This is a genomic window from Pararhodobacter sp. (genome assembly GCF_034676075.1).
Lineage (GTDB): Bacteria > Pseudomonadota > Alphaproteobacteria > Rhodobacterales > Rhodobacteraceae > Pararhodobacter.
The window spans coordinates 28,070-49,906 of the sequence record NZ_JAUCCQ010000005.1; the positions used below are offsets into that span (position 1 = coordinate 28,070).

19 protein-coding genes are annotated in these 21,837 nt (G+C 68.6%); 15 read left to right on the forward strand and 4 right to left on the reverse strand.

All coding sequences use genetic code 11. The features are described from left to right. Position 1: 1 nt before the first annotated feature. Positions 2-1,558, forward strand: a complete 1,557-nt coding sequence (locus tag VDQ18_RS03480; RefSeq protein ID WP_323019624.1) for a sugar ABC transporter ATP-binding protein — start codon at positions 2-4, stop codon at positions 1,556-1,558. Next, positions 1,555-2,535, forward strand: coding sequence for an ABC transporter permease (locus VDQ18_RS03485; protein WP_323019625.1), 981 nt, complete (start codon positions 1,555-1,557; stop codon positions 2,533-2,535). The genes VDQ18_RS03480 and VDQ18_RS03485 overlap by 4 nt, the downstream gene beginning before the upstream one ends. Here VDQ18_RS03485 and VDQ18_RS03490 read toward each other — a convergent pair. Next, a complete protein-coding gene (locus VDQ18_RS03490) occupies positions 2,510-2,977 on the reverse strand; it encodes a DUF6326 family protein (RefSeq protein WP_323019626.1) in 468 nt (155 codons plus the stop codon). The two genes, VDQ18_RS03485 and VDQ18_RS03490, sit on opposite strands and share 26 nt — an antisense overlap. Before the next feature lie 167 nt (positions 2,978-3,144). On the opposite strand from VDQ18_RS03490, the gene VDQ18_RS03495 reads away from it, so the two are divergent. Together VDQ18_RS03495 and VDQ18_RS03500 are read left to right on the forward strand one after the other, a co-directional pair. Then, positions 3,145-3,816: a TetR/AcrR family transcriptional regulator C-terminal domain-containing protein gene (locus tag VDQ18_RS03495; protein ID WP_323019627.1), complete on the forward strand. Its 672-nt coding sequence runs from the start codon at positions 3,145-3,147 to the stop codon at positions 3,814-3,816. A gap of 112 nt (positions 3,817-3,928) precedes the next feature. Further along, positions 3,929-5,113: an NAD(P)/FAD-dependent oxidoreductase gene (locus VDQ18_RS03500; protein ID WP_323019628.1), complete on the forward strand. Its 1,185-nt coding sequence runs from the start codon at positions 3,929-3,931 to the stop codon at positions 5,111-5,113. A gap of 44 nt (positions 5,114-5,157) precedes the next feature. Here the strand turns inward: VDQ18_RS03500 and VDQ18_RS03505 are convergent, their stop codons facing one another. Next, positions 5,158-6,507 (reverse strand): MmgE/PrpD family protein, encoded by a 1,350-nt coding sequence (locus VDQ18_RS03505; RefSeq protein WP_323019629.1) that lies wholly within the window; start codon positions 6,505-6,507, stop codon positions 5,158-5,160. Continuing rightward, entirely contained in the window at positions 6,504-7,868 is a 1,365-nt protein-coding gene (locus VDQ18_RS03510) for an MmgE/PrpD family protein (protein ID WP_323019630.1), read from the reverse strand. Before VDQ18_RS03510 ends, VDQ18_RS03505 begins: the two co-directional genes overlap by 4 nt. Positions 7,869-8,289: 421 nt before the next feature. Here VDQ18_RS03510 and VDQ18_RS03515 point away from each other — a divergent pair, with 421 nt between their 5' ends. The 9 genes from VDQ18_RS03515 to VDQ18_RS03555 all read left to right on the forward strand — a co-directional run bounded on the left by VDQ18_RS03515 (position 8,290) and on the right by VDQ18_RS03555 (position 17,698). Next, on the forward strand, positions 8,290-9,468 hold the full coding sequence (locus VDQ18_RS03515; protein ID WP_323019631.1) for a cytochrome P450: 1,179 nt from the start codon (positions 8,290-8,292) through the stop codon (positions 9,466-9,468). A gap of 95 nt (positions 9,469-9,563) precedes the next feature. Beyond that, positions 9,564-10,589 carry a TRAP transporter substrate-binding protein DctP gene (gene dctP, locus VDQ18_RS03520; protein WP_323019632.1) on the forward strand — a complete coding sequence of 342 codons (1,026 nt, stop codon included), beginning with the start codon at positions 9,564-9,566 and terminating at the stop codon, positions 10,587-10,589. A 127-nt stretch (positions 10,590-10,716) separates the two neighbouring features. Further along, positions 10,717-12,654, forward strand: coding sequence for a TRAP transporter large permease subunit (locus VDQ18_RS03525; protein ID WP_323019633.1), 1,938 nt, complete (start codon positions 10,717-10,719; stop codon positions 12,652-12,654). Between the two features lie 31 nt (positions 12,655-12,685). After that, entirely contained in the window at positions 12,686-13,501 is an 816-nt protein-coding gene (locus VDQ18_RS03530; RefSeq protein WP_323019634.1) for an SDR family NAD(P)-dependent oxidoreductase, read from the forward strand. Positions 13,502-13,511: 10 nt separating this feature from the next. Continuing rightward, entirely contained in the window at positions 13,512-14,447 is a 936-nt protein-coding gene (locus VDQ18_RS03535; protein WP_323019635.1) for an NAD-dependent epimerase/dehydratase family protein, read from the forward strand. Positions 14,448-14,539: 92 nt separating this feature from the next. Beyond that, complete coding sequence (locus VDQ18_RS03540; protein ID WP_323019636.1) at positions 14,540-15,490, forward strand: LysR family transcriptional regulator; 951 nt, start codon at positions 14,540-14,542, stop codon at positions 15,488-15,490. 91 nt (positions 15,491-15,581) lie between these two features. Beyond that, positions 15,582-16,295 (forward strand): GntR family transcriptional regulator, encoded by a 714-nt coding sequence (locus VDQ18_RS03545; protein ID WP_323019637.1) that lies wholly within the window; start codon positions 15,582-15,584, stop codon positions 16,293-16,295. A 226-nt stretch (positions 16,296-16,521) separates the two neighbouring features. Continuing rightward, complete coding sequence (locus VDQ18_RS03550) at positions 16,522-17,358, forward strand: intradiol ring-cleavage dioxygenase (protein ID WP_323019638.1); 837 nt, start codon at positions 16,522-16,524, stop codon at positions 17,356-17,358. A gap of 7 nt (positions 17,359-17,365) precedes the next feature. Continuing rightward, entirely contained in the window at positions 17,366-17,698 is a 333-nt protein-coding gene (locus VDQ18_RS03555; protein WP_323019639.1) for a hypothetical protein, read from the forward strand. Between the two features lie 3 nt (positions 17,699-17,701). Here VDQ18_RS03555 and VDQ18_RS03560 read toward each other — a convergent pair whose 3' ends face one another. Further along, complete coding sequence (locus tag VDQ18_RS03560; RefSeq protein ID WP_323019640.1) at positions 17,702-18,649, reverse strand: LysR family transcriptional regulator; 948 nt, start codon at positions 18,647-18,649, stop codon at positions 17,702-17,704. 224 nt (positions 18,650-18,873) lie between these two features. Here VDQ18_RS03560 and VDQ18_RS03565 point away from each other — a divergent pair, with 224 nt between their 5' ends. After that, on the forward strand, positions 18,874-20,631 hold the full coding sequence (locus VDQ18_RS03565; protein WP_323019641.1) for an FAD-dependent monooxygenase: 1,758 nt from the start codon (positions 18,874-18,876) through the stop codon (positions 20,629-20,631). A gap of 136 nt (positions 20,632-20,767) precedes the next feature. Beyond that, positions 20,768-21,832 carry a maleylacetate reductase gene (locus VDQ18_RS03570; RefSeq protein WP_323019642.1) on the forward strand — a complete coding sequence of 355 codons (1,065 nt, stop codon included), beginning with the start codon at positions 20,768-20,770 and terminating at the stop codon, positions 21,830-21,832. The last annotated feature ends 5 nt before the right edge of the window (positions 21,833-21,837 follow it).

Consider the following 21,837-nt stretch of genomic DNA (forward strand, 5'->3'; position numbering starts at 1 on the left):
CATGGCACATGACAGGGACAAGGTGACCCACGGCCCCGGCGCCCCCGCGGTCAGACTGGTCGGCATCCGCAAGTCCTTCGGCGGCGTCGACGTGCTGAAGAATGTCGACGTGGACTTCCGGCAGGGCGACATCCACGGCATCGTCGGCGAGAACGGTGCGGGCAAGTCCACCGTCGGCAAGATCGCCGGCGGCTATTACAGCGCCTCCGATGGCTATCTTGAGGTCTTCGGCGAAAGGCCGGCGGCCTGGGACCCGGTCGCGGCCCTGTCCAGAGGCGTCGCGATCATGCATCAGGAATTGCAGATCGTGCCGCATCTGACGGTCGCCCAGAACGTCTTTCTGGGGATCGAGCAAACCTTCGGCGGCCTTCTCAGGCGCAACGAGGCCGCGCGGTTCGCCGCCATCGTGCAGAGCTGCGGCTTCGACCTGGACCCGGATGTTCCGGCGCATCGGCTCAGCGTGGCCGATCAGCAGAAGATCGAGATCATGCGCGCGGTGGCGCGCGAGGCGCGGGTGGTGGTCATGGACGAGCCGACCGCCTCGTTGACGGCCAACGAGATCGCGCGGCTGCACGTCACGATGCGGCGCCTGCGCGTCATGGGGCGGACGGTGATCTATGTGTCGCATTTCCTCGAGGACATCCTGGAGACCTGCGACCGCATCACCATCATGCGCGACGGTGCGGTCGTGCGCACGAGTGATGCAAGGGACGAGACGAAGGCGACGCTGGTGTCGGGCATGCTGGGGCGCAGCGCGGCCGAGGTCGCCTATCCGCCGCGGCCCGAGACGGCGGACCGGGCAGCCCCACCCTTGCTGAAGGTGGTCGGCCTGTCGGCGCCGGGCATCCGCGACATCTCGTTGCAGATCTTTCCCGGTGAGATCGTCGGGCTGGCCGGACTGGTCGGCAGCGGCCGGACGGAGATTGCCCGGGCGATCTTTGGTGCGGATCGCGCCACCGGCGGGCAGGTCTTCCTTGCCGGGCGGCCCTATGACGCCCGCTCGCCCGAACGCTCGGTCCTCCGCGGCATCGCGATGGTGCCCGAAGACCGGCGCAAGCAGGGCTTGACGATGACCCAGCCGGTGCGGCGCAACCTGACCCTGCTCGGCCTGTCGCGATTTGTCCGCCTGGGTTTGCTGAAACGCGCGCCGGAAGTCGCAGAAACCCGGCGGCTGATCGGCCACTTCGGGATCCACCCCGCCCAGGTGGATGGCGATATCTCGACCTATTCCGGCGGGAACCAGCAGAAGGCGCTGATCGGCAAATGGATCCTCAACGATCCCGATGTCGTCATCCTCGACGAGCCGACCCGCGGCGTCGATCTTGGCGCCCGGCGCCGTATCCACGACGTCGTCACCGAACTGGCCCGCGCCGGCAAGGCGGTGCTGGTCATCTCGTCGGATATCGACGAGGTGCTCGGCCTTTCGCATCGCGCCTACCTGGTGCGCCGCGGGCGCATCGCAGGCGAGGTGCGCCCGGACCATACGGACAAGGATCGCGTGCTGCGGCGCCTGTTCCAGACCGAAGACACCTCTGACGCGGAGCGCGAAACAGCATGACCCCCTCGACCCTGACCGGCCCGAAGCCGGCCTTGCCCCGTCCTGCTGCCGGTGCCGTCCTGCGGTTCTTGCAAAGGAACGCGGTCGCCATCGTGATCGTCCTGCTGATGATCGCGCTGTCCAGCCTGAGCCCCTCCTTCCTGACGGCCCGGAACCTGCTCAACATCCTGAACCAGAATGCGCCGCTGGCGATCATGGCCGCCGCCATGACAATGGTGGTGATCTGCGGCGGTTTCGATCTGTCGGTGGGGGCCATGTTCGCGGTCTGCGGGGTGTCGGCCGCCTGGGTTGCGGTCAATGTCGATCCGGTTCTGGGATTGCTCGCGGCGCCCGTGGTCGGTCTGGCACTGGGATTGTTCAACGGGCTCGTGGTCTCGTACCTCAGCATCCATTCCTTCCTGGCGACCCTTGCGACGGCGATGGTGTTCCGCGGCATCGCCATCCTTGTCACCGGGGGGACGCTGATCCCTGTCCGCGACGCCGCCTTTACCTGGCTTGGACGCGGGACGATCGGCAGCGTGAACATTGCCATTCTGCTTCTGGTCGTGGCGGTCGGGCTGCTGATGGTCCTGCTCAACGGGACCGTGTTCGGTCGGCATGTCTATTCCGTCGGCGGCAACGAAGAGGCGTCGATCCTGTCAGGGATCCGTACCCGCCGCATCCGCACCCTCACCTTCGTGCTCTCCGGTCTCGCTGCAGGCCTCGCGGCGGCCATTGCGGTGTCGCGGGTGTCCATGGGCAATGCGGGCATCGCCGTCGGCATGGAACTCGAGGTGATCGCCGCCGTCATCATCGGGGGCACGAGCATCTATGGCGGCAAGGGCGCGATCTGGCGGTCGGTCGCCGGGGTCTACATGCTGGCGCTGATAAACAACGGGTTCAACATCCTGAACATCGATCCTTTCTTCAAGGAGGTCACCACGGGCCTTGTCATTCTGGCGGCCGTCGCGATCAGCGCGACCGCACGGCAGAAGTAGAACCCTCCAGGCCCGCGTCTTCCGCGCCGCTGCGGGGCCAGGTCCAGGCGGTGCGCAGGATGAAGGCCAGAAGCAGCAGCTCCAGCCCGATGGAGAAGCCGAAGAAGATCGTCCAGGTCTCGCCCGCCGCGTTGATCGCCGAATAGGGGATGTAGATCAGCCCGACGACCAGCGAGGTGATGCGGACCGCCGGGGCGCTCAGGATCAGCGAGGCCAGGATCATCAGGGCCGGGATGGCGACCGAGGTGAAGGCCATGACCAGGAAGCTCTGGCTGACCTCGAACTCCCAGACATAGCCCTCGAGGATCCGCTGCAGATGGCCGGGTTTATAAAGCACCAGGTGATCGACATAGAGATAGAGGAACATGAAGTTGGTCCAGGCGGCGGCGAGCTGGATCTTCACCGGGATCTGCGGGTCGTCGAGCGGGGCTGAGGCGGGCATCGGCCAGTCCTTCTGAGGCCCGTCGCGCGGTGGCGGACGGGGGAGGGGTGCGGTAACAGGGGTGGTTCGGTCGGTGGAAACGGACCGGTGGATTATCGCGTCCGTACGCTGTACGCTTTGCCGTACGCTGTACGGAATGTCAAGATCGCCATGCCAGGGAGGTGCCGGTGAGCGCAGAGGCCGAGGGCGCCGGGGGGCAGGAACCCCTCAGCAGGGAGCGGGTGCTCCGCCGGGCGCTGGCGCTGGCCGACGCCGACGGGATCGAGGCCTTGAGCATGCGCAAACTGGCGCGGGAGCTGGGGGCGGGGGCGATGTCGCTCTACCACCACGTTCGCGACAAGGAGGCATTGCTGGACGGCATCGTCGATCTGGTCTTCGCCGAGATCGCGCTGCCGGAGGCGCAGGCCGAGTGGCAGGCGGCGGTGCGGGCGTGGGCCCTGTCGGCCCGCGCCGTGCTGGCCCGCCATCCCTGGGCCATCGGGCTGATGGAATCGCGCACCGCCTCGGGCCCGGCCACGCTGCAGCACCGGGAGGCGATGATGGCGGTCCTGCGCCGGGCGGGGTTCCCGATCCGCCGGGCGATCCACGCCAATTGGCTGCTGGACAGCTACCTCTATGGTTTCGCCCTGCAGGAGGCGAGCCTGCCCTTCGCGGGGGCCGAGGATTTCGCCGGGATGACCGAGGCGGTGTTCCTGCCGCAGCTCTCGGCCACGGAGTACCCCTGCCTGACCGAGGCCGCCACGGCGCTGCTGCAGGAAGGCTATGACCCGGCGGCGGAATTTGCCTATGGGCTCGACCTGATCCTCGACGCGCTCGAGCGGGACCGGCGGTCGACCTAGGGCCGGTCCGGGCTCTTGACACACACGATCATACAATCATATCACTTTCCTCGCTGAGGGCGCTGCGTCGCGGCCGCCCCCGGCAGCAGCTGGGTGCGAGGGGAGGGGACGCATGAGCGACAAGCATGTTCTGGTGGCGGGCGGCGGGCCGGTCGGGTTTCTGACGGCGCTGGGTCTGGCCCGGGCCGGTATCCGGGTCTCGCTGGTCGAGGCCGAGCCCGAGATCGTCAATTCGCCCCGCGCCATGGTCTATCATTGGTCGGTGCTGGAGGGGCTGGACCGGCTGGGCGTGCTGGACGACGCGCGCAAGATCGGTTTCGTGAAGCAGGAATTCTCGCATTGGCTGTTTCGCACCAATGAGCGGATCAACTGGTCGCTCGACGCGCTCGACCCGATCACGCCCTATCCCTTCAACCTGCATCTGGGTCAGAACGAGCTGGCGCGGATCGCCTGGCAGCATCTGGAGCGCCTGCCCGGGACCTCGGTCCGGTTCGGCACCAAGATCAGCGGGCTCACGCAGGATGCCTCGGGCGTCAGCGTCACCTTGCAGACGCCGCAGGGGCCGGTGGACGAGCGTTACGATTGGGTGATCGGCGCCGATGGCGGCGGCAGCACGGTGCGCGAGAAGCTGCTGGGCCTCAATTTCTTCGGCATCACCCATCCCGAGCGTTTCATCGCCACCAATGTCCGCCACGATTTCCGCCAGCACGGGTTCCTGTTGTCGAACCTGACGATCGACCCGGTCTATGGCGCGATCATCGTGCGGATCGACGACAGCGACCTGTGGCGGATCACGGTGATGGAGGATGCGTCCCTCCCGCTCGATGGCGTGCCCGAGCGGATGGATGCCTTCTATCGCACCTATGCGCCGGGGATCGAGGGCTACGAGCTGGTGCAGTATTCGCCCTACCGGATGCACCAGCGCTGCGCCGATACGATGCGGGTGGGCCGCGTGGTGCTGGCGGGCGACGCCGCGCATATCACCAATCCGACGGGCGGGCTGGGGCTGACCTCGGGGCTGTTCGATGTCTATCACCTGCTGGAGGTGATGACGGCGGTCCTGCTGGAGGGGGCGTCCGAGGATCACCTCGACACCTATTCCGACCGGCGCCGCCAGATGTTCATCGAGCGCGCCTCGCCGCAGGCGGTGGTCAACAAGCGGCTGATCTTCCACGCCTATCAGGACAGCTGGCTGGAGGAACGGCTGGCCTTCCTGCGCCGCCTGCCGGATGAGCCGGATGTGGTGCGGCAGATGGCGGGGTTCACCAAGACGCTGGAAACCCACATGGACCGCTGACAGGAAAAGGGGCGCCGCGGCGCCCCTTTTTCGTGGGTCCGTTCTCAGGTCCGGTTTCCGGCCGGATCGCCGCCGGGGCCGGTCAGGGCTGAGAGCGGCACCTCGCTCCAGATACCGGAAAGTGCGGTCAGCAGGGCTTCCGCATCCGCCGGATCGCGGCACTGCGCGCGCAACTTCGCCGCCAGCGCCGCATCGCCCAGCGGGCGGCCGGGGCTGCCCTCGGCCTCGTCGATGCTTCGCGAGAGGGTGCGCCCGTCCTCAAGCCACAGAGTCACCCTTGCGCCGTCGACGGTGAAGCCGGGATCCGCGACCATGGGCCCGACGCGGGTGCGGAGCGCGGCGATCTGCGGGTCGGCGGCGGCCTCGGCATCCACCTCGGCCGGGCCGAAGCGGCCGCGCAGCAGCGCCGCGCTGACGCAATGCTGGGCGCAGACCTGAAGGTCGCGCGGCAGGCGGGCGAGGGGCCGGTCGGTGCGGTCGAGAAGCAGCTGGCAGCCGGCGATCTCGATCCGGGCGATGGCGGCGGCGCCGAGGTCGGCCCGCAGGGCCAGCGCCGCCTCGATCACCGGGTTCAGCACCACGCCGCAGGGATAGGGCTTTGGCATGTTGCGGGCGAAGGACCAGTCCTGGCCGAGGCCCCGCGCCAACCCCTCCAGATCCGGCCGGTCCGTCACCAGCCGCAGATAGCCGCGCGGGCCTTCCAGCGGCGTCTCCGGCCCCGCGACGCCCTCGGCCGCCATCAGCGCCGCCAGCACCCCGGCTTGCGCCGCGTTGCCGACGCCGGTGCTCTTGGCCATGGTGCCCAGGGTCTCGACCGTGCCCGAGGCCTGCGCGGTGGCATGGCCCAGCGCCCAGAGGCTTCGCCGGGCATCGAGGCCCAGAAGCCGCGCCGCCGCCAGTGCCGCCCCCAGCGCGCCGGTCGTGGCGGTGATGTGCCAGCCGCGGCGGTAGTGTTCGGGCGAGACGGCATCGGCCAGACGGCAGGCCACTTCGCAGCCCAGCGTGAAGGCGGTCATCGCCTCGGCCGGGGCGGTCCCCAGATCCTCGGCCAGCGCCGTCACCGCGCCGAGGACGGGCGCGGTCGGGTGCAGGATCGTCGGCGCATGGGTGTCGTCGAAATCGAGGAGGTTGCAGAGCATGGCATTGGCGAAGGCCGCCCGCGTCACGTCGAGCTGCGGCCCGCCCGCGATCACCCCGGCCCGGGCGGGGCCCGACAGACGGGTCAGCACCCGCAGCATCGCCGCCGCATCGGGGTCGCGTCGCCCGGCGATGCCCGCGGCCAAAGCGCTGGTGACAGACCGGCGGGCGAGGTCGCGCAGCGCGGGCGGGATCGCTTCGGTCGGCGTCTCGGCGGCGAAGCGGGCCAGCGCCGCCGAGGGGGAGGGCGCGCTCATTCCGGCGTGGCCAGGTCGATGATCGTGGCCATGTCGGCGGCGCTGTCGAGCGACCAGAGCGCCCCGATCAGCGCCTCGGTCCGCGGGGGCGTCAGCACCTCGGCCTGATCGCGGAACTTCTGCGCCAGCTGGTCGTCGGACAGCGGCCGGCGGATATTGCCGATGGAGGCATCCAGCTCCTTGGTCAGCACCCGCCCGTCCTTCAGGCGCAGCGTCACATGCACCCCATCCTCGGGCACCTTGTCCGAGGCCCGGGGCGTGACCCGTGCCCGCATCGCCTTCACATCGGCGGCGTTCACCGTCTCGTCGCTGAATTCCTCGCGCCCGGCGCGGTGGCGGGCCAGGGCGATCCCGGCGGCGTGGTAGATCGAGAACTTGCCTTGCAGGCCGACGGTGATGTCCTTCTGGTTGCACAGGTCCAGCACCAGCGGCGCCACGTCCAGCTCGACCGCCTCGATCATCTCGGGCGTCAGGCCATGCGCCGCGACCAGTTGCAGGCAGGCGTCGATGGTCGGATGGACGACGATGCCGCAGGGGAAGGGCTTGTAGGTATTCTCGTGCAGCAGCGGATCGCGGCCGAGGTCGCGGGTAACAAGCGACAGATCGAACGTGCCCGAGGTGCCGGTCGTGACATGGGCAAAGCCGCGCGGCCCTTCCAGCGGCGTCGGCCCGGCGGTGAAGCCCTTGGCGGCCAGCAAGGCGGCCATGTAGCCCGCCTCGGCCGAGCGGCCGGGATGCAGCGATTTCGCCATGGCGCCGAAATTGTCGCGGATCCCGGCGGCCTGCGTCGCGGCGAGGCCCAAGGCGTGGCGCATCTGCTCGGGGGTCAGGCCCATCAGCCGGCCGATGGCCGCCGCCGCGCCGAAGACACCGATGGAGCCCGTGGAATGCCAGCCCGCCTGGTAATGCGCGGGATAGGTGGCGTTGCCGATCCGGGTGACGGCCTCGTATCCCAGAATGAAGGCGTGCAGGAAATCCGCGCCGCTGACCGGGTTGGCGCTGGCATAGGCAAAGAGCGCCGAGGCCACGGGCGAGGTCGGGTGGATGTAGTTCGAGGGCGTCGTGTCGTCGAAATCATGGACATGCGAGCTGATGCCGTTGATCAGCGAGGCCAGCAGCGGGTCGAACCCCTCGCGCCGGCCCAGCGCCCGGGCGGTCGGCGCCCCGCCGAAGGGGCCGCGGGCGGCGATGGCGATCTCGACCGCCTCATGCTCGGCCCCGCCCAGCGCGCAGCCAACGATATTGACCAGCGCGCGCCTAGCCTCGTGCCGGTCGCGGTCGCTGATGGCCTCGGGGCGCTGGGTGGCGAGGTGGTCGGCCAGTGCCTGGGACACGCCCTGCGGCGTTGCGGTTGCGGTCATGGGGGTCTCCTCGGACGCGGTGGCTGGGCGGCGGGGCAGGGCCCGGCGCCGGTTCGGTCGATGCGCGGCGCGGGGCCGCAGGAAAGGCACCTCCCGGTCCGGCGATTCGCGGTGTGGCCGCGGAGGGATCGCTGCGAGTCGGGGGTTGGCTTCAGAATCATCATACAATACTACCATAATCAACCTTAAACTCGCTTAACGGCCCCTCCGCGGTGCGGCGCCATCATCCGGTTGAAATAAAACAGGAATTACTGGCGGGAGTGGCATTTTCTTGGCTAAGGCCATTGTTCTTGAGTTATGATTGTATGATTGCTATACAGTAATCAGGTTCGACCCGGCCACCACCTCGGAGGAAGGCGGTGGCAAAGGGGCGATGCGTAAGCCGCACCGGGCATGGCCCCGGACGCGCGAAGGAGGAGCCATGACGCTTCTGGATGTGCCCCGGATCGCCCTCGATCCGTTCACCTACGAGACCATTCCCGACAATCTGGAGATCATGCGCGAGGCGCTGGCGCAGGCGCCGGTCTGCTGGCTGGAGCCTTACGGCGTCTACGTCACCGGGCGCCATGCGCTGGCGCAGGTCATGTTCAAGGAATGGGAGGTCTTCACCTCGACCGTGAAGGCTTTCGGCGAGCGCGAGTTCATCCGCAAGACGCTGGTGCAGGAGGATCCGCCTGATCATGGCCGCGTGCGCAAGCCGATGATGAGCCTGTTCTCGCCGCTTGCGCTGAAGGAATACGACGCCTATTTCCGCGCCGAGGCCGAAAAGATGGCCGACGAGATCGTGGCGATGGGCGAGGTCTACGGCGTCGAGGACATCGCCGCGCGCTATGTGCTCAAGGTCTTTCCCGACATTCTGGGCGTGATCGACATGGACCGGCCGCGGCTGCTGCCCTGGGCCGACCTCGCCTTCAATTCCAACGTGCCGGGCAATCAGGTCTTCCTCGATTGCAAGGCGCGCAGCGGCGATGTGCTGGAATGGTTCGCCCATCAGATGCGGCGCGAGAATTTCCGCCCCGACAGCATGGGCGGCCAGATCTTCCGCATGGCGGACGAGGGGATCCTGTCGCTGGAAGACGCGCAGACGCTGGTGGTCATCATCTTCAGCGCCGGGTTCGACACGACGATCCTGGCCATCGGCAACGGCTTGAAGCTGCTGGCCGACAACCCCGACCAATGGGACCGCCTGCGCGAGGCGCCGGAGCTGGTGCGCACCGCCTTCGAGGAAACGCTGCGCATGGAACCGCCTGCGCGCAGCGTCGGCCGGGGCGTGACGCGCGACACCGACCTGTGGGGCGTGCCGCTCAGGGCCGGGGACAAGGTGGCGTCCTTCCTCAATGTGGTGGGCCGCGATCCGGCGGTCTGGGACGACCCTGACAGCTTCCGCGTCGACCGGCGCAAGGTGCTGGGTCACATGGCTTTCGGCGCGGGCGTCCATGCCTGCGCCGGGCAGGCGCTGTCGCGGATGGAATACTCGGCCATCATCGGCGCGCTGGTGTCCCGCGTGCGCCGGATCGAGCCGACGGGCCCCGCCGAACGCAAGATCAACAACAATGCCTCGGGCTTTGCCCGGGTGCCGCTGCGCCTGATCCCGGCCTGACCGGGGCAGCGCAGCACGCCGACGATGGCGGATCGCCAAGGCCCGCGGAGGGGGTCGCGCGATCCGTCCGACATCACGGATCCAGGGAGGGACCAATGAACGTGACGACGAGACTGGGGCGCTTCGGCGCCTGCGCGCTGACCGCGCTGAGCCTGATGACCGCCACCACCGGCGGGGCAGGGGCGCAGACCGTGCTGCGCATGGCGACGGCGCTGCCGGAAAACCACCTCTACATGAACGAGGTCTACACCCCGTTCATCGAGCGCGCCAACGAGGCTGCGGCCGGGCAATTCACCATCCAGCCCTTCCCGCCGCCCTTCGCCACCAACACCAACATGCTGGACCGCGTGGTCTCGGGCGTGGCCGATATCGGCATCATCCAGATGCCCGCCATCGGCGTGCCCTTCCCGCGGACCGATGTGATCGGCCTGCCGAACCTGACCAGCAGTTCCGAGGCGGCGATGGCCGCGCTCTGGGGGCTCTATGAGGACGGCATGCTGGACGCGGCGCTGAGCGAGCAATTCGTGCTCTTGGGCTTTGTCACCGCCACCGCGCCCCGGCTCTTCACCCGCTTCCCGGTCCATGCCGCGGCCGATCTGCAGGGCCGCCGCATCCGCATCACCGGCCGCGCCACCTCGGACGTGATCGAGGCGCTGGGCGGCGCGCCGACCTCGATCTCGATCACCGAGGTCTATCAGGCGCTGGACCGTGGCGTGGTCGAGGGGCTGACCACGGCGATCAACGCCGTCGCCGCCTTCCACTTCAACGAGGTGGTCAGCTACGGCGTCGAGAACTTCGCCTTCGGTCTGGTGCCGGGTGCGGTGATCATGAACCGTCAATCCTATGACCGGCTGACCGACGAAGGCCGCGCGGCACTGGCCGAGGTCACGGGGCTGGACCTGTCGGTCTTCATCGGCCGGGCCATGGACGAGATCGACGCCGAGTCGCGTCAGGTGCTGGTCGGCGCGGTCGAGATGACCGACCTCTCGCCCGAGGAACTGGCGATCTGGCAGGCGGCGACCGAGCCCGCGATCCGCAACTGGGTCGAGAGCACCGACAACGGCGCCGCGATCCTCGACTCCTACCGCGAGCGCGTGGCGGCCTACCGCCGCGCCGAGTGATCCGAGGGGCCGGGGTGCGCGTGCCTGCGCGCCCCGGCCTCTGCCTGTCGACAGCAAGATCGGGCGGGGGCCGGCGCGACCGGCCGCCTGCCCGTTGAAACCCGTCCGTTGAAAGGGGCTTGGGCAGATGGCTCAAGAGAACGCAGACCTGACCCTCACCGCGGCCGAGACCGCCCCTGACGCAGCGGGCGGCCTTGACCGTCTGGCGCGGGGGCTGGCGGGGCTGACCAGCCTGATGGCCGTGATCGGCATCGGGCTTTTCCTGGTGGTCGGCGTGACGATGTCGGTCGATGTGGTGATCCTGCGTACCATCTTCGTGGTCTCGATCCCCGGCTCGAACGAGATCTATGCCGCGCTGATGTGCACGGCCATCGCGCTGGTGATGCCCAACGGTCTGGCGGCCCGGGCGATTCTGGAGATGGACCTTCTGGTCAACACCTTCTCGCCCCGTGTCGTCGCCTGGCTCCGGTGCCTCGGCGCCACGATCTTTGCCGGTTGTCTGGTGGCGCTGGCCTGGGCGATCTGGGGGCAGGTCGAGATGGCCTGGCAGACGGGCTCGCAATCGCTGCTGTTCCAGATCCCCTATTGGTATTCCTACGCGCTGATCCTGTTTGCGCTGGTCGTCTCGCTGCCCGTCTCGCTGGTCAACGTCGCGCTTCAGGCGCGCGAGATCCCCGGGGCGCCGGTGGCGGGGGGCCTTTCCGCGCTGGTCGCGGGCGTCGCGGTTCTGGCGGTTGGGTACTGGCTGGCCGCGACCTATCAGACCTATTTCCTCAGCAACATGATGATGAGCGCGCTCTGGCTGGTGCTGGCGCTCTGGGTGATGATCCTGCTCTTCGTGCCGGTCGCCGCGGCGCTCACCTTCTGCGCGCTGGTCGGCGTCATGGGCTTCTTCGGCAGCGGCGCCGCGGTCAGCGTGCTGGGGTCCGAGACGGTGGGCCTGCTCACCTCGGCCGACCTCGCCATCATCCCCTTCTTCCTGATGATGGGCAGCTTCGCCGTCACCAGCGGCATGGCGAGCGACATCTACCGGCTGGCCAACGCGCTGTTTTCCCCGTTCCGGGGCGGGCTGGCGCTGGCGACGGTGGCGGGCTGCGCGGGTTTCGGGGCGCTGACCGGATCCTCCATCGCAACGGTCGCCACCATCGGCTCGGCCGCCTTCCCCGAGATGAAGAAGCGCGGCTATTCGCCGGCGCTCTCGGCCGGGACCATCACCGCGGGCGGCACGCTGGGCCAGCTCACGCCGCCCTCGACCGCCATCGTCGTCTACGCGCTGCTGGTCGAGGAATCGATCGGGTCGCTCTACATGGCGCTGCTGATCCCGGCGGCGGTGACGCTGGCGCTTTACATGGTGGCCATCGTCCTGTCGGTCCGGCTGGGCGCTGCGGGACCTGCGGGCGAGCCCTGGAACCCGCGCGAGATCGGCGCGGCGGCGGTGCGCTGCATCCCGGCCTTCATCCTGTTCGGGCTGGTCATCGGCGGCATCTTCTTCGGCGTCTTCACCGCGACGGAAGCGGCCTCGCTGGGCGCGATCCTGGCGGTGGCGGTGACGCTGCTGCGCGGGAGGCTGACGCGGCAGAACTTCCTGCAAGTGGCCTCGGACACCACGAAATCCACCTCGATGATCTATTTCCTGATCATCGGCGCGCTGACCCTGACCTTCCTCATGTCCTCGACCGGGGTGGCGCAGGAACTCTCGCGCATGCTGCTCGACACCCAGCTTGAGCCCTGGATGATCGTGTCGCTGATCGCCATCCTGTTCATCCTCCTGGGCACGATCATGGACAGCATGACGATCATGATGATCACCGCCTCGACCACCGGGGCGCTGATGCAGGGGCTCGGCTATGACCTGATCTGGTGGGGCGTGATGATGGTCGTGGTGGTCGAGATCGGCGTGATCACCCCGCCTTTCGGCATCAACCTGTTCATGATGCGCTCGGTCGCACCGGAACTCAGCCTGACCGAGATGTACCGGGGCGTGATCCCCTTCGTCGTGGCGGACCTGCTGAAGGTGGCGCTGCTGATCGCCCTGCCGGGGCTGCCCCTGCTGCTGCTCAGCTGAGCGGTGGCCCATCGAAAACAAGGAGAGGGACATGGCCGGATTCGGCAGTTTTGAGGGCCGGACGGCGGTGGTGACCGGCGGGGCTTCGGGGATCGGGCTGGCCATTGCCCGGCGCCTCAGGGCCGAGGGGATGAATGTGGTCATCGCCGATATCGACCCCGTGGCGCTGGAGGCCGCCGCGGCCGAGATCGGCGCGCTGGCTGTGCAGGCCGACGTGAGCCGCATCGCCGATGTCGAGGCTTTGGCCGAGGCCACGCTTACCGCCCATGGCTGCGTCGATCTGGTCTGCAACAATGCGGGCGTCGGCCCGGCGGGGCGGCTGGCCGATCTGACGCTGGCCGACTGGAAATGGATGCTGGAGGTCAACCTCTGGGGCGTGATCCACGGGCTGCATGTGTTCCTGCCGCTGCTGAAGGCCAATCCGCGCGGCGGCTGGGTGGTCAACACCGCCTCGATGGGCGGGCTCAGCCCGGTCGAGGGGCTGGGCGCCTATGTCACGGCGAAATACGGCGTGGCGGGCCTGACCGAGACGCTCGCGCTGGAACTGGCCAGCGACGGGGCGAAGGTGGGCGCGACGCTGCTGTGCCCGGGGCCGATCCGCACCAACATCGGCCGCTCGATGCGTCACCGGCAGGGCGAGGCCGCGCCGGGCGGGCTGGCCGATGTCGATGTCTCGACCATGGCGCATTACCGCACGGCGATCCCCTGGCGCCCGCCCGAGGACGCGGCCGAGGCGGTGGTGCGGGCCCTGCGCCAGGGTGCGCTCTATGCCATCACCCACCCCGAACAGCGCGACCGGATCGAGCGGCGGATGGGCGCCATCCTGGCGGCCTTCGAGCAGGAGTGAGAGGAAGACCATGAAGATGATCGTGACCGGGGCCGAGGGCTTCGTCGGCCGGGGCCTCGTCGCCGCGCTGGCGCCCCTGATGGCCGAGACGGACGAGCTGGTGCTGATCGACCGGCAGCTGGAGCCGGTGCAGGGCCGGGGCCGGGTGCGGCTCTTGGAAGGCTCGGCCAGCGACCGCTCGCTGATGGCCGAGGCGATGGCGGGCGGCGCGGATGTCGTCTGGCATCTGGCGGCGGCGCTGGGCATGGTGGCGGAACCCGACCTGCACGCGGGCCTCGACGCCAACCTGCACAGCATCCTCACGGTGATGGAGACCGCGACCGAAAAGGCCCCGGGCGCCCGCATCGTCAACGCCAGTTCGGTGGCGGTCTATGGCTCGCCCGTGCCCTCCGAGGTGCATGACTACACCCTGCCCAACGCCAACAGCAGCTATGCCGCGCAGAAGCTGGTCAGCGAGATCCTGCTCGACGATTTCACCCGGCGCGGGCATGTCGACGGGCTGTCGCTGCGGCTGTCGGGGGTGATGGCGCGGACGCCCGGGTTTTCCAGCACCTCGTCGGCGTTTCTCAACAACGTCTTCCATGTCGCGCGCGAGGGGGGCGAGATCGTCATGCCCTGCAGCCCCGACATGACCAGCTGGCTGATTTCGCGTCAGGAAATGACCTTCAACCTGCAACTGGCGGCGCGGCTGCCGGCCCGGGCGCTGCCCGCGCGGCGGCATTGGGCGCTGCCCGCGCTGACCGCGCGGATGGGCGATCTGGTGGCGGCGCTGGCGCGTCGCTATGGCCCCAACGTGACCGAGCGCGTGCGCTTCGCGCCCGATCCGAAGATCGAGGCGATGTTCTGGCAACCCCCGCTCAAGGCCGAGATGGCCGTGCGGCTGGGCTTTCGCGCCGATGCCGATTGCGACGCGCTGGTCGACCGGGTGCATGCGCAATACGCCTGAGCGCCCCCTTGCCCGGCGGGGCGTGGTCCGATCGCCCGCCGGTCGGACAATCCGCATTGCCGGGTCTCTGAGCGGAGCCTATAGATTGCCCCATGAAGCTGAACGAGCGCCATCTGATGCAATTGGCGGCCGTCCTCGACACCGGCAGCGTGTCCGAGGGCGCGGCGCTTCTGGGTATGACGCAATCGGCCGTCAGCCGCTCGCTGAGCATGCTGGAAGCCCGGGTCGAACAGCCGCTCTTCGTGCGGGGGCGCCGGCCGCTGAAGGCCACGCCCTTGGGCGAGCAACTGGCGATCCACGGACGCGCCATCCTCGCCGCCTCGCGCCATGCCACGGATGCGGTGCGCGGCTATGTGACCGGGGCGCGGGGCGTGGTCCGGGTGGGGGGCGTGCCCTTTTTCATGGATGCGATGATCAGCCAGATGATCGCCAGCTTCCACGGCGAGGAACCCGAGGTCACGGTCGAACAGAGCTATGGCAACCTGCCGGAGATGACCGTCGCGCTGGAGGCGGGGATGATCGACCTTGCCATCGTGCCGGTGGGCTCGGCGCATCCCGGCCCCGCCTTCGACTTCGTGGAGCTGCTGCCCGGGCGCAACATCGTCGCCTGCCGCCCCGGCCATCCGCTGATGCGCCGCACCCGGTTGCAGGCGGTGGACCTGACCGCCTATCCTTGGATCGCGCCCTTGCCCGGCTCGCCGCTGATGTCAGACCTGCAGATGATCCTCATGAGCATCGGCGTGTCCGACCTCAGCATCCGCTACGCGGGCGGCTCGCTGATGAGCGTGATCAGCTTCCTGTCGGGCTCGGATGCGCTGGCGGTGCTGCCCTTCTCGGTGGTCTTCGCCCAGCGCAAGGAGAACCGGGTCACGGTGCTGCCCTTCGACATTCCGCAGCCCAACCGCTCGCTGGGGATCCTGCGGCTGGCCGGGGCGCCGCGCTCGCCCGCTGCCGACCGGCTGGCGCATTACATCATGGCCGCCTTCAACGACCTGCGCCACATCATCCAGCGGCACGAGAATGCCGTGGTCTGGGGCCGCTGACCCCGGGGCGGGTGCCCGCCACGCTCCCTTTCATGTTGGCCGACCATGCGCTATGGATTGTGTTACCGTCATGCATGTCAGGAGGTTTGGCATGCTGAGGGCCGACGTTGATAAAGCCGGAGTGAACGTGACGTTTCTGGTCGAGAGAGTGGCGGCACCCCTGCGCCAGCAGGTGACCGACAGCATCCGCAACGCGATTGCGCTGGGGCATTTCAAGCCCGGCCAGCGCCTGCGCGAGCGCGAATTGTGCGAGATGGCCGGGGTCAGCCGGACCTTGGTGCGCGAATCCCTGCGCCAACTGGAGACCGAGGGCCTGATCGAGGTCCACGCCAACCGCGGCCCGATGGTGACCAAGCTCTCGCGCAAGCAGGCCGAGGACATCTACCGCGTGCGCAGCCTGCTCGAAGGGCTGGCGGCCGAGCTGGTCGCGACCGAGGCCGATGACGCCGCCGTGGCGGGCCTCGCCGCGGCCTTCGACCAGCTGCGCGTCGCGATGCAGAGCGCCGATGTGCTGGACCGGCTGGTGGCGAAGAACCATTTCTACGACGTGCTGATCAAGGCCGCCGACAATCAGGCGGTGGGTGACACGCTGCGCATGCTGAATTCGCGGATCACGCTGTTGCGCTCGGCGTCCCTCAGCGCGCCCGGGCGGACCGAGCACAGCCTCGCCGAACTCGGCGCGGTGATCGACGCGATCAAGCGCCGCGATGCCCCGGCCGCGCGCGAGGCGGTGACGCTGCATGTCCGCAACGCCGCCATCGCCGCGCTGGGCCGTCTGGAAGAGCCCGCGCCCGACGCTTCCTGACCCTGCCTTCATGCCCTTCGGGCCGTGTTCCGGCGCAATATACCCCAAAGGTATATTGCCTCACGGGATGCGCATTTGACCTGAACGGGGGCGATCCCGGATAAGGGCCGGGACGACACGGTGGCGTGCCGGGGCGGGGCAGGGGCCTTGTCCCGCGGGTCCGCCGGGGTCGGATCCGTCCACGCCCGGCGCCACGCCCGGGCCGCAGTCCAGGGGCCCTGAGACCATGAGCTATTTCGATGAATCCCGTTCCGCCGAGACCGTCAACGGCCGGATGGGTCCCCAGACCGACGCCCGCCTGCGGCAGGTCATGGAAAGCCTGGTGCGCCATCTGCACGCCTTCGCCGTCGACGTCTCGCTGACGCAGGAGGAATGGGAATACGGCATCGGCTTCCTGACCCGGACCGGCCAGATGTGCTCGGACGAGCGGCAGGAATTCATCCTGCTGTCCGATGTGCTGGGCTTCTCGATGCTGGTCGATGCGATCAACAACCGCCGCCCCAAGGGCGCGACCGAGAACACGGTGTTCGGCCCGTTCCACGTCGCCGACGCGCCGATCCGCCAGATGGGCGAGACGATCTCGCTCGACGGCAAGGGAGAAAGCTGCCTGTTTCAGGGCGAGGTCCGCGATCTGGACGGCAACCCGGTCGAGGGCGCCTGCGTCGATGTCTGGTCCGACAATGCGGACGGGTTCTATGACGTGCAGCAGCCCGGCATCCAGCCGAAATGGAACAACCGTGGCCGCTTCTATACCGGCCCGGACGGGCGCTATGCCTTCGTCGGCATCAAGCCGGTGGCCTACCCGATCCCCGATGACGGCCCCGTCGGCCAGATGCTTGGGCATCTGGGCCGCCACCCCTACCGGCCGGCGCATATGCATTACCTGGTCACCGCGCCGGGCTTTCAGAAGCTGGTCACGCATACCTTCGTCGGCGACGATACCTACCTCACCTCGGACGCGGTCTTCGGCGTGAAAAGCTCGCTGGTCGCGCCTTATGAGCGGCTGGAGGGGGCCGAAACGCTCTGGCGGTCGGATTACGACTTCGTGCTGGTCCCGGCCTGAGCCCGCCATGCCGAACATCAAGCTCTACGTCGACATGCAGCGTCACCCCGAGGCCCGCGGCCAGATGCAGGCGCTGATGGCGGACCTGCGCGACATCGTGGTGCAAACCCTGGGCGTGCAGAAAGCCGCCTGCCAGCTCGCCGCCATCGAGGTGGCGGGCCTGGCCGACCAGCCGCCCGTCAATCTGGAGATGAGCTATCTGCCCGCCCCGGCCCGGACCCGCGACCGGATGGAGCAGGTGGCGGGGCTGCTGCGCGACGCGGTGCGGCAGGCGACCGGGCTGCATTCGGCGGTGCGCTTCACCGCGCTCGACGGCAGCACCTATCTGGCGACGAAATAGGCCTCAGCCCCGGCGGCGGACCTGGCGCTCGTGATCCATGCGGTTCTGCAGCCGGTGCAGCTCGTCCCCGACAAAGCCCGCGAAGGCCTTCAGCGTCCGCGCCTCGCGCCCCTCGGCCGCGGTGAGGATGCCAAGCTGGCGGTCGGGGTGTTCGATGCGCACCGGCAGGATCTCAAGGGGCGTCGTCCGCCGCGCGAGGAAGGCCACCGAATAGGGCAGCACCGTCAGCGCGTCCGAGGCCGAGAGCACGGCCAGGATCGACGACAGCGTTCCGCCCGAGAAACTGACCTGGAAATCCTCGCGCCCGATCGAGCGCAGCGCGCGTTGCAGGTCGCGGTAGAGCGGGCTGTCGCTGGGCGGTGCGATCCAGCTGAAATCCTCGATATCGGCCATGGTCAGGCCCTTGCGGCGGGTCAGCGGATGCCCGGCCCGGCAGGCGATCACGTTGTGCCCGGCCAGCAGCGGCGTGAAGGTCATTTCGCGCGGGACCTGCGTCGGGTGCAGCGGCAGGATCGCCAGATCCAGCGTGCCGTTCCTGAGGCTGGTCGCCAGCGCGTCGAGATAACCGTAGACCTGTTCGATCTGCACATCGGCGTTGCGCGACTGGAAATCGGCGATGATGCCCGAGACGACGCCATCCATGAAGACCGGCGTGCCGCCGACCCTGAGCCGCCCGGCTTGCCCCTGCTGGAATCGGCGGACCATCTGCCCGGCCTCGATCCCCGCAGCGCGGATCCTTGCCCCCGCCTTGGCCAGGCTCAGACCCAGTTCCGTGGGCCTGAGCGGGCGGCGTCCCGGCTCGAACAAGGGCATGCCGACCCGCTGTTCCAGCAGGGCCATGCTGCGCGAGACCGAGGGCTGCGACTTGCCCAAAGCCTCGGAGCCTTCGGTCAGGCCGCCCTTCTCGACGATGACGGCCAGGATTTCGAGGTGTTCGGCGCTGAGTTTCATGCCGACAAGCTATATAAGCTGGGCAGGATGCGATCAATATTGTCTGCTTGTCAGTCTACCTTTGACCCGTCGGAACGGGAGGAGTCCGACCGCGCAAAGGCCCGAGCCCCCGGGGGCGCCGGGCCGCGTGGCCTGCCTCCGCCTCCGATGCGGCCTTTCTTCGCCCCTGAACCGGGGCAGGGCGGGCCGTCTGCGCAGAGGAAGAAGCGAAAGGACAGGGGCTCATGGCCGATATTTCGACGGATGTGCTGATCATCGGGACGGGCCCGGCGGGGGCGGCAGCGGCCGCGCTGCTGTCGAGCTATGGCATCGAGACCATGGCCGTGAACCGCTACCGCTGGCTGGCCAACACGCCGCGCGCCCATATCACCAACCAGCGCACCATGGAGGTCCTGCGCGACCTCGGGCGCGAGGTCGAGGACGAGGCCTATCTCTTCGCCACGCATCAGGAGCTGATGGGCGAGAACATCTTCTGCGAAAGCCTGGCGGGTGAGGAAATCGGCCGGATGAAGGCCTGGGGCAACCATCCGCTGTCGCGCGCCGCGCATCAGATGGCTTCGCCCACGCGGATGAACGACCTGCCGCAGACCTTCATGGAGCCGCTGCTGTTCAAGACCGCCTGTTCGCGCGGCACGCAGGCGCGGATGTCGACCGAATACTTGTCGCACACGCAGGATGCCGAGGGTGTGACCAGCGTCCTGCGCGACCGGCTGACCGGCAAGGACGTGACCGTCCGCTCCAAGTATCTGATCGGCGCCGATGGCGGCAAATCGCTGGTGGCCGAACACGCGGGCCTGCCCTTCGAGGGCAAGATGGGTGTCGGCGGTTCGATGAACATCCTGTTCCGGGCGGATCTGTCGCGCTATGTCGCGCACCGGCCCTCGGTCCTCTACTGGGTGATGCAGCCCGGCGCGGATGTCGGCGGCATCGGCATGGGGTTGGTGCGGATGGTGCGGCCCTGGAACGAATGGCTGATCGTCTGGGGCTATGACATCAACGGGCCCGAGCCCGAGGTGACGCCCGAGTTCGCGACCGGCGTGGCACGGCAGCTGATCGGCGATCCGGATCTGGATATCGAGCTGCTGTCGGTCAGCACCTGGACCGTGAACAATTACTACGCGACGCGGGTCTCGAACGGCCGGGTCTTCTGCATGGGCGACGCGATCCACCGGCATCCGCCATCGAACGGGCTGGGGTCGAACACCTCGATCCAGGATGCGTTCAACCTGGCCTGGAAGCTGGCCATGGTGCTGAAAGGGCAGGCGGGCGAGCGGCTTCTGGACAGCTATGACGCTGAACGCGCGCCGATCGCCAAGCAGATCGTCACCCGCGCCAACCAGTCGATTGCCGAGACCGGGCCGATCTTCGCCGCGCTCGGCATGGCCGAGGGGGTGGACCCGGCGCAGATGCAGGCCAACCTGGAGGCGCGCTGCGACGGCACGCCCGCGGCCGAGGCCCAGCGCGAGGCGATCCGCAAGGCCATCGCCTTCAAGAAATACGAATTCGACGCCCATGGGGTTGAGATGAACCAGCGCTACCGTTCCTCGGCGGTGGTGACCGACGGGCAGATGGAACCGGCGCTGGAGCTGGATGCCGACCTCTATTATCAGCCGACCACCTGGCCCGGCGCCCGGCTGCCCCATGCCTGGCTCTACCGCCGCGATACCGGCGCCGAGACCTCGACCCTGGACCTCTGCGGCAAGGGGCGGTTCACCATCCTCACGGGTCTGGGCGGCGAGGCCTGGGCGGAGGCGGCGGCCAAGGTTGCGGATCGGCTGGGGATCGACCTCGTCACCCATGTCATCGGCCCGCGTCAGCCCTATGTGGACCATGGCGGCGACTGGGCGCGGATCTGCGAGATCCGCGACAGCGGCTGCCTGCTGGTGCGCCCCGACCAGCATGTCGCCTGGCGCGCGACGGCGATGACCGAGGATCCGGAGGGCGACCTCTTCCGCGTGCTGCGGCAGGTTCTGGCCCGCTGATCCGCGCCGCGCGCAACGCATATTCCGCCCGTCCGCGCCTCACGGCAGCGGGCGGGCGCTGGCCTGTCTGGCGCCCCCTGGTGGGGCAGTCCGGGCGGGCAGCAACCCACGCCCCCTGGGGCTGAAAGGACAGATCATGATGGAATCCTTCGTATTTCCCGGCATGACGACGCGGGTCGTCTTCGGCTCGGGCACGCTGGCGCAGGCCGGGGATGAACTCGACCGGCTGGGACAGGGCAAGGCGCTGGTCCTCTCGACCCCGCATCAGGAGGGCGACGCGCAGAAGCTGACCGAGGCGCTGGGCGGACGCGCGGTCGGGGTCTTCGCCGGGGCCGCGATGCACACGCCGGTCGAGGTGACGGAAAAGGCCATCGCCGCCTTTGAGAAAAGCGGCGCGGGGGCGGTGGTCAGCCTTGGCGGCGGGTCGACCACCGGCCTCGGCAAGGCCATCGCGCTGCGCACCGGCGCCGATCAGGTGGTGATCCCGACGACCTATGCGGGCTCCGAGATGACCGATATTCTGGGCGAGACGGCGGAGGGGCGGAAGACCACCCGCCGTGATGCCGCGATCCGGCCGGAAACCGTGATCTATGACGTCGATCTCACGCTGACGCTGCCGGTCGGGCTGACCGTCACCTCGGCGATGAACGCGATTGCGCACGCGATGGAGGCCTTCTACGCCCCCGACCGCTCGCCGGTGATCGAACTCATGTGCCGCGACGCCATGCAGGCCTTCAAGGCGGGCATCCCGGCGCTGATCGCCGACCCGCGCTCACAACCGGCGCGGGCCCGGGCGCTTTACGCCGCCTGGTGTTGTTCGACCGCGCTGGGCTACGTCTCGATGGCGCTGCACCACAAGTTGGCGCATGTCTTCGGCGGGTCCTTTGACACGCCGCATGCCGAGACGCATGCGATCCTGCTGCCCTATACCACCGCCTTCAACGAGGTCGCGGTGCCGGATGCGCTGGCGCCGATTGCCGAGGCTTTCGGCGGTGGCTCGGCGGGGGGCGGTTTGTGGGATTTCGCGCGTGAGGTGGGCTCGCCGCTCAGCCTGAAGGAGGTGGGGATCACGGAGGCCGATCTGGACCGCGCGGCGGATCTGGCGGTCGAGAACCGCTATTCCAACCCGCGCCCCTTCGAGCGCGCCGATATCCGCGCGCTGCTGCAGCAGGCCTGGGACGGCACCCGGCCGGGCGCCTGACGCAT

What these genes read in the sequence shown, in the direction of transcription:
- VDQ18_RS03510 (WP_323019630.1), bottom strand. Translation starts at nt 7,868, where the DNA reads ATGACCGCAACCGCAACGCCGCAGGGCGTGTCCCAGGCACTGGCCGAC.
- VDQ18_RS03565 (WP_323019641.1), top strand. Translation starts at nt 18,874, where the DNA reads ATGGCCGATATTTCGACGGATGTGCTGATCATCGGGACGGGCCCGGCG.
- VDQ18_RS03535 (WP_323019635.1), top strand. Translation starts at nt 13,512, where the DNA reads ATGAAGATGATCGTGACCGGGGCCGAGGGCTTCGTCGGCCGGGGCCTC.
- VDQ18_RS03530 (WP_323019634.1), top strand. Translation starts at nt 12,686, where the DNA reads ATGGCCGGATTCGGCAGTTTTGAGGGCCGGACGGCGGTGGTGACCGGC.
- VDQ18_RS03545 (WP_323019637.1), top strand. Translation starts at nt 15,582, where the DNA reads ATGCTGAGGGCCGACGTTGATAAAGCCGGAGTGAACGTGACGTTTCTG.
- VDQ18_RS03560 (WP_323019640.1), bottom strand. Translation starts at nt 18,649, where the DNA reads ATGAAACTCAGCGCCGAACACCTCGAAATCCTGGCCGTCATCGTCGAG.
- VDQ18_RS03485 (WP_323019625.1), top strand. Translation starts at nt 1,555, where the DNA reads ATGACCCCCTCGACCCTGACCGGCCCGAAGCCGGCCTTGCCCCGTCCT.
- VDQ18_RS03540 (WP_323019636.1), top strand. Translation starts at nt 14,540, where the DNA reads ATGAAGCTGAACGAGCGCCATCTGATGCAATTGGCGGCCGTCCTCGAC.
- VDQ18_RS03500 (WP_323019628.1), top strand. Translation starts at nt 3,929, where the DNA reads ATGAGCGACAAGCATGTTCTGGTGGCGGGCGGCGGGCCGGTCGGGTTT.
- VDQ18_RS03550 (WP_323019638.1), top strand. Translation starts at nt 16,522, where the DNA reads ATGAGCTATTTCGATGAATCCCGTTCCGCCGAGACCGTCAACGGCCGG.
- VDQ18_RS03515 (WP_323019631.1), top strand. Translation starts at nt 8,290, where the DNA reads ATGACGCTTCTGGATGTGCCCCGGATCGCCCTCGATCCGTTCACCTAC.
- VDQ18_RS03480 (WP_323019624.1), top strand. Translation starts at nt 2, where the DNA reads ATGGCACATGACAGGGACAAGGTGACCCACGGCCCCGGCGCCCCCGCG.
- dctP (WP_323019632.1), top strand. Translation starts at nt 9,564, where the DNA reads ATGAACGTGACGACGAGACTGGGGCGCTTCGGCGCCTGCGCGCTGACC.
- VDQ18_RS03505 (WP_323019629.1), bottom strand. Translation starts at nt 6,507, where the DNA reads ATGAGCGCGCCCTCCCCCTCGGCGGCGCTGGCCCGCTTCGCCGCCGAG.
- VDQ18_RS03525 (WP_323019633.1), top strand. Translation starts at nt 10,717, where the DNA reads ATGGCTCAAGAGAACGCAGACCTGACCCTCACCGCGGCCGAGACCGCC.
- VDQ18_RS03490 (WP_323019626.1), bottom strand. Translation starts at nt 2,977, where the DNA reads ATGCCCGCCTCAGCCCCGCTCGACGACCCGCAGATCCCGGTGAAGATC.
- VDQ18_RS03570 (WP_323019642.1), top strand. Translation starts at nt 20,768, where the DNA reads ATGATGGAATCCTTCGTATTTCCCGGCATGACGACGCGGGTCGTCTTC.
- VDQ18_RS03555 (WP_323019639.1), top strand. Translation starts at nt 17,366, where the DNA reads ATGCCGAACATCAAGCTCTACGTCGACATGCAGCGTCACCCCGAGGCC.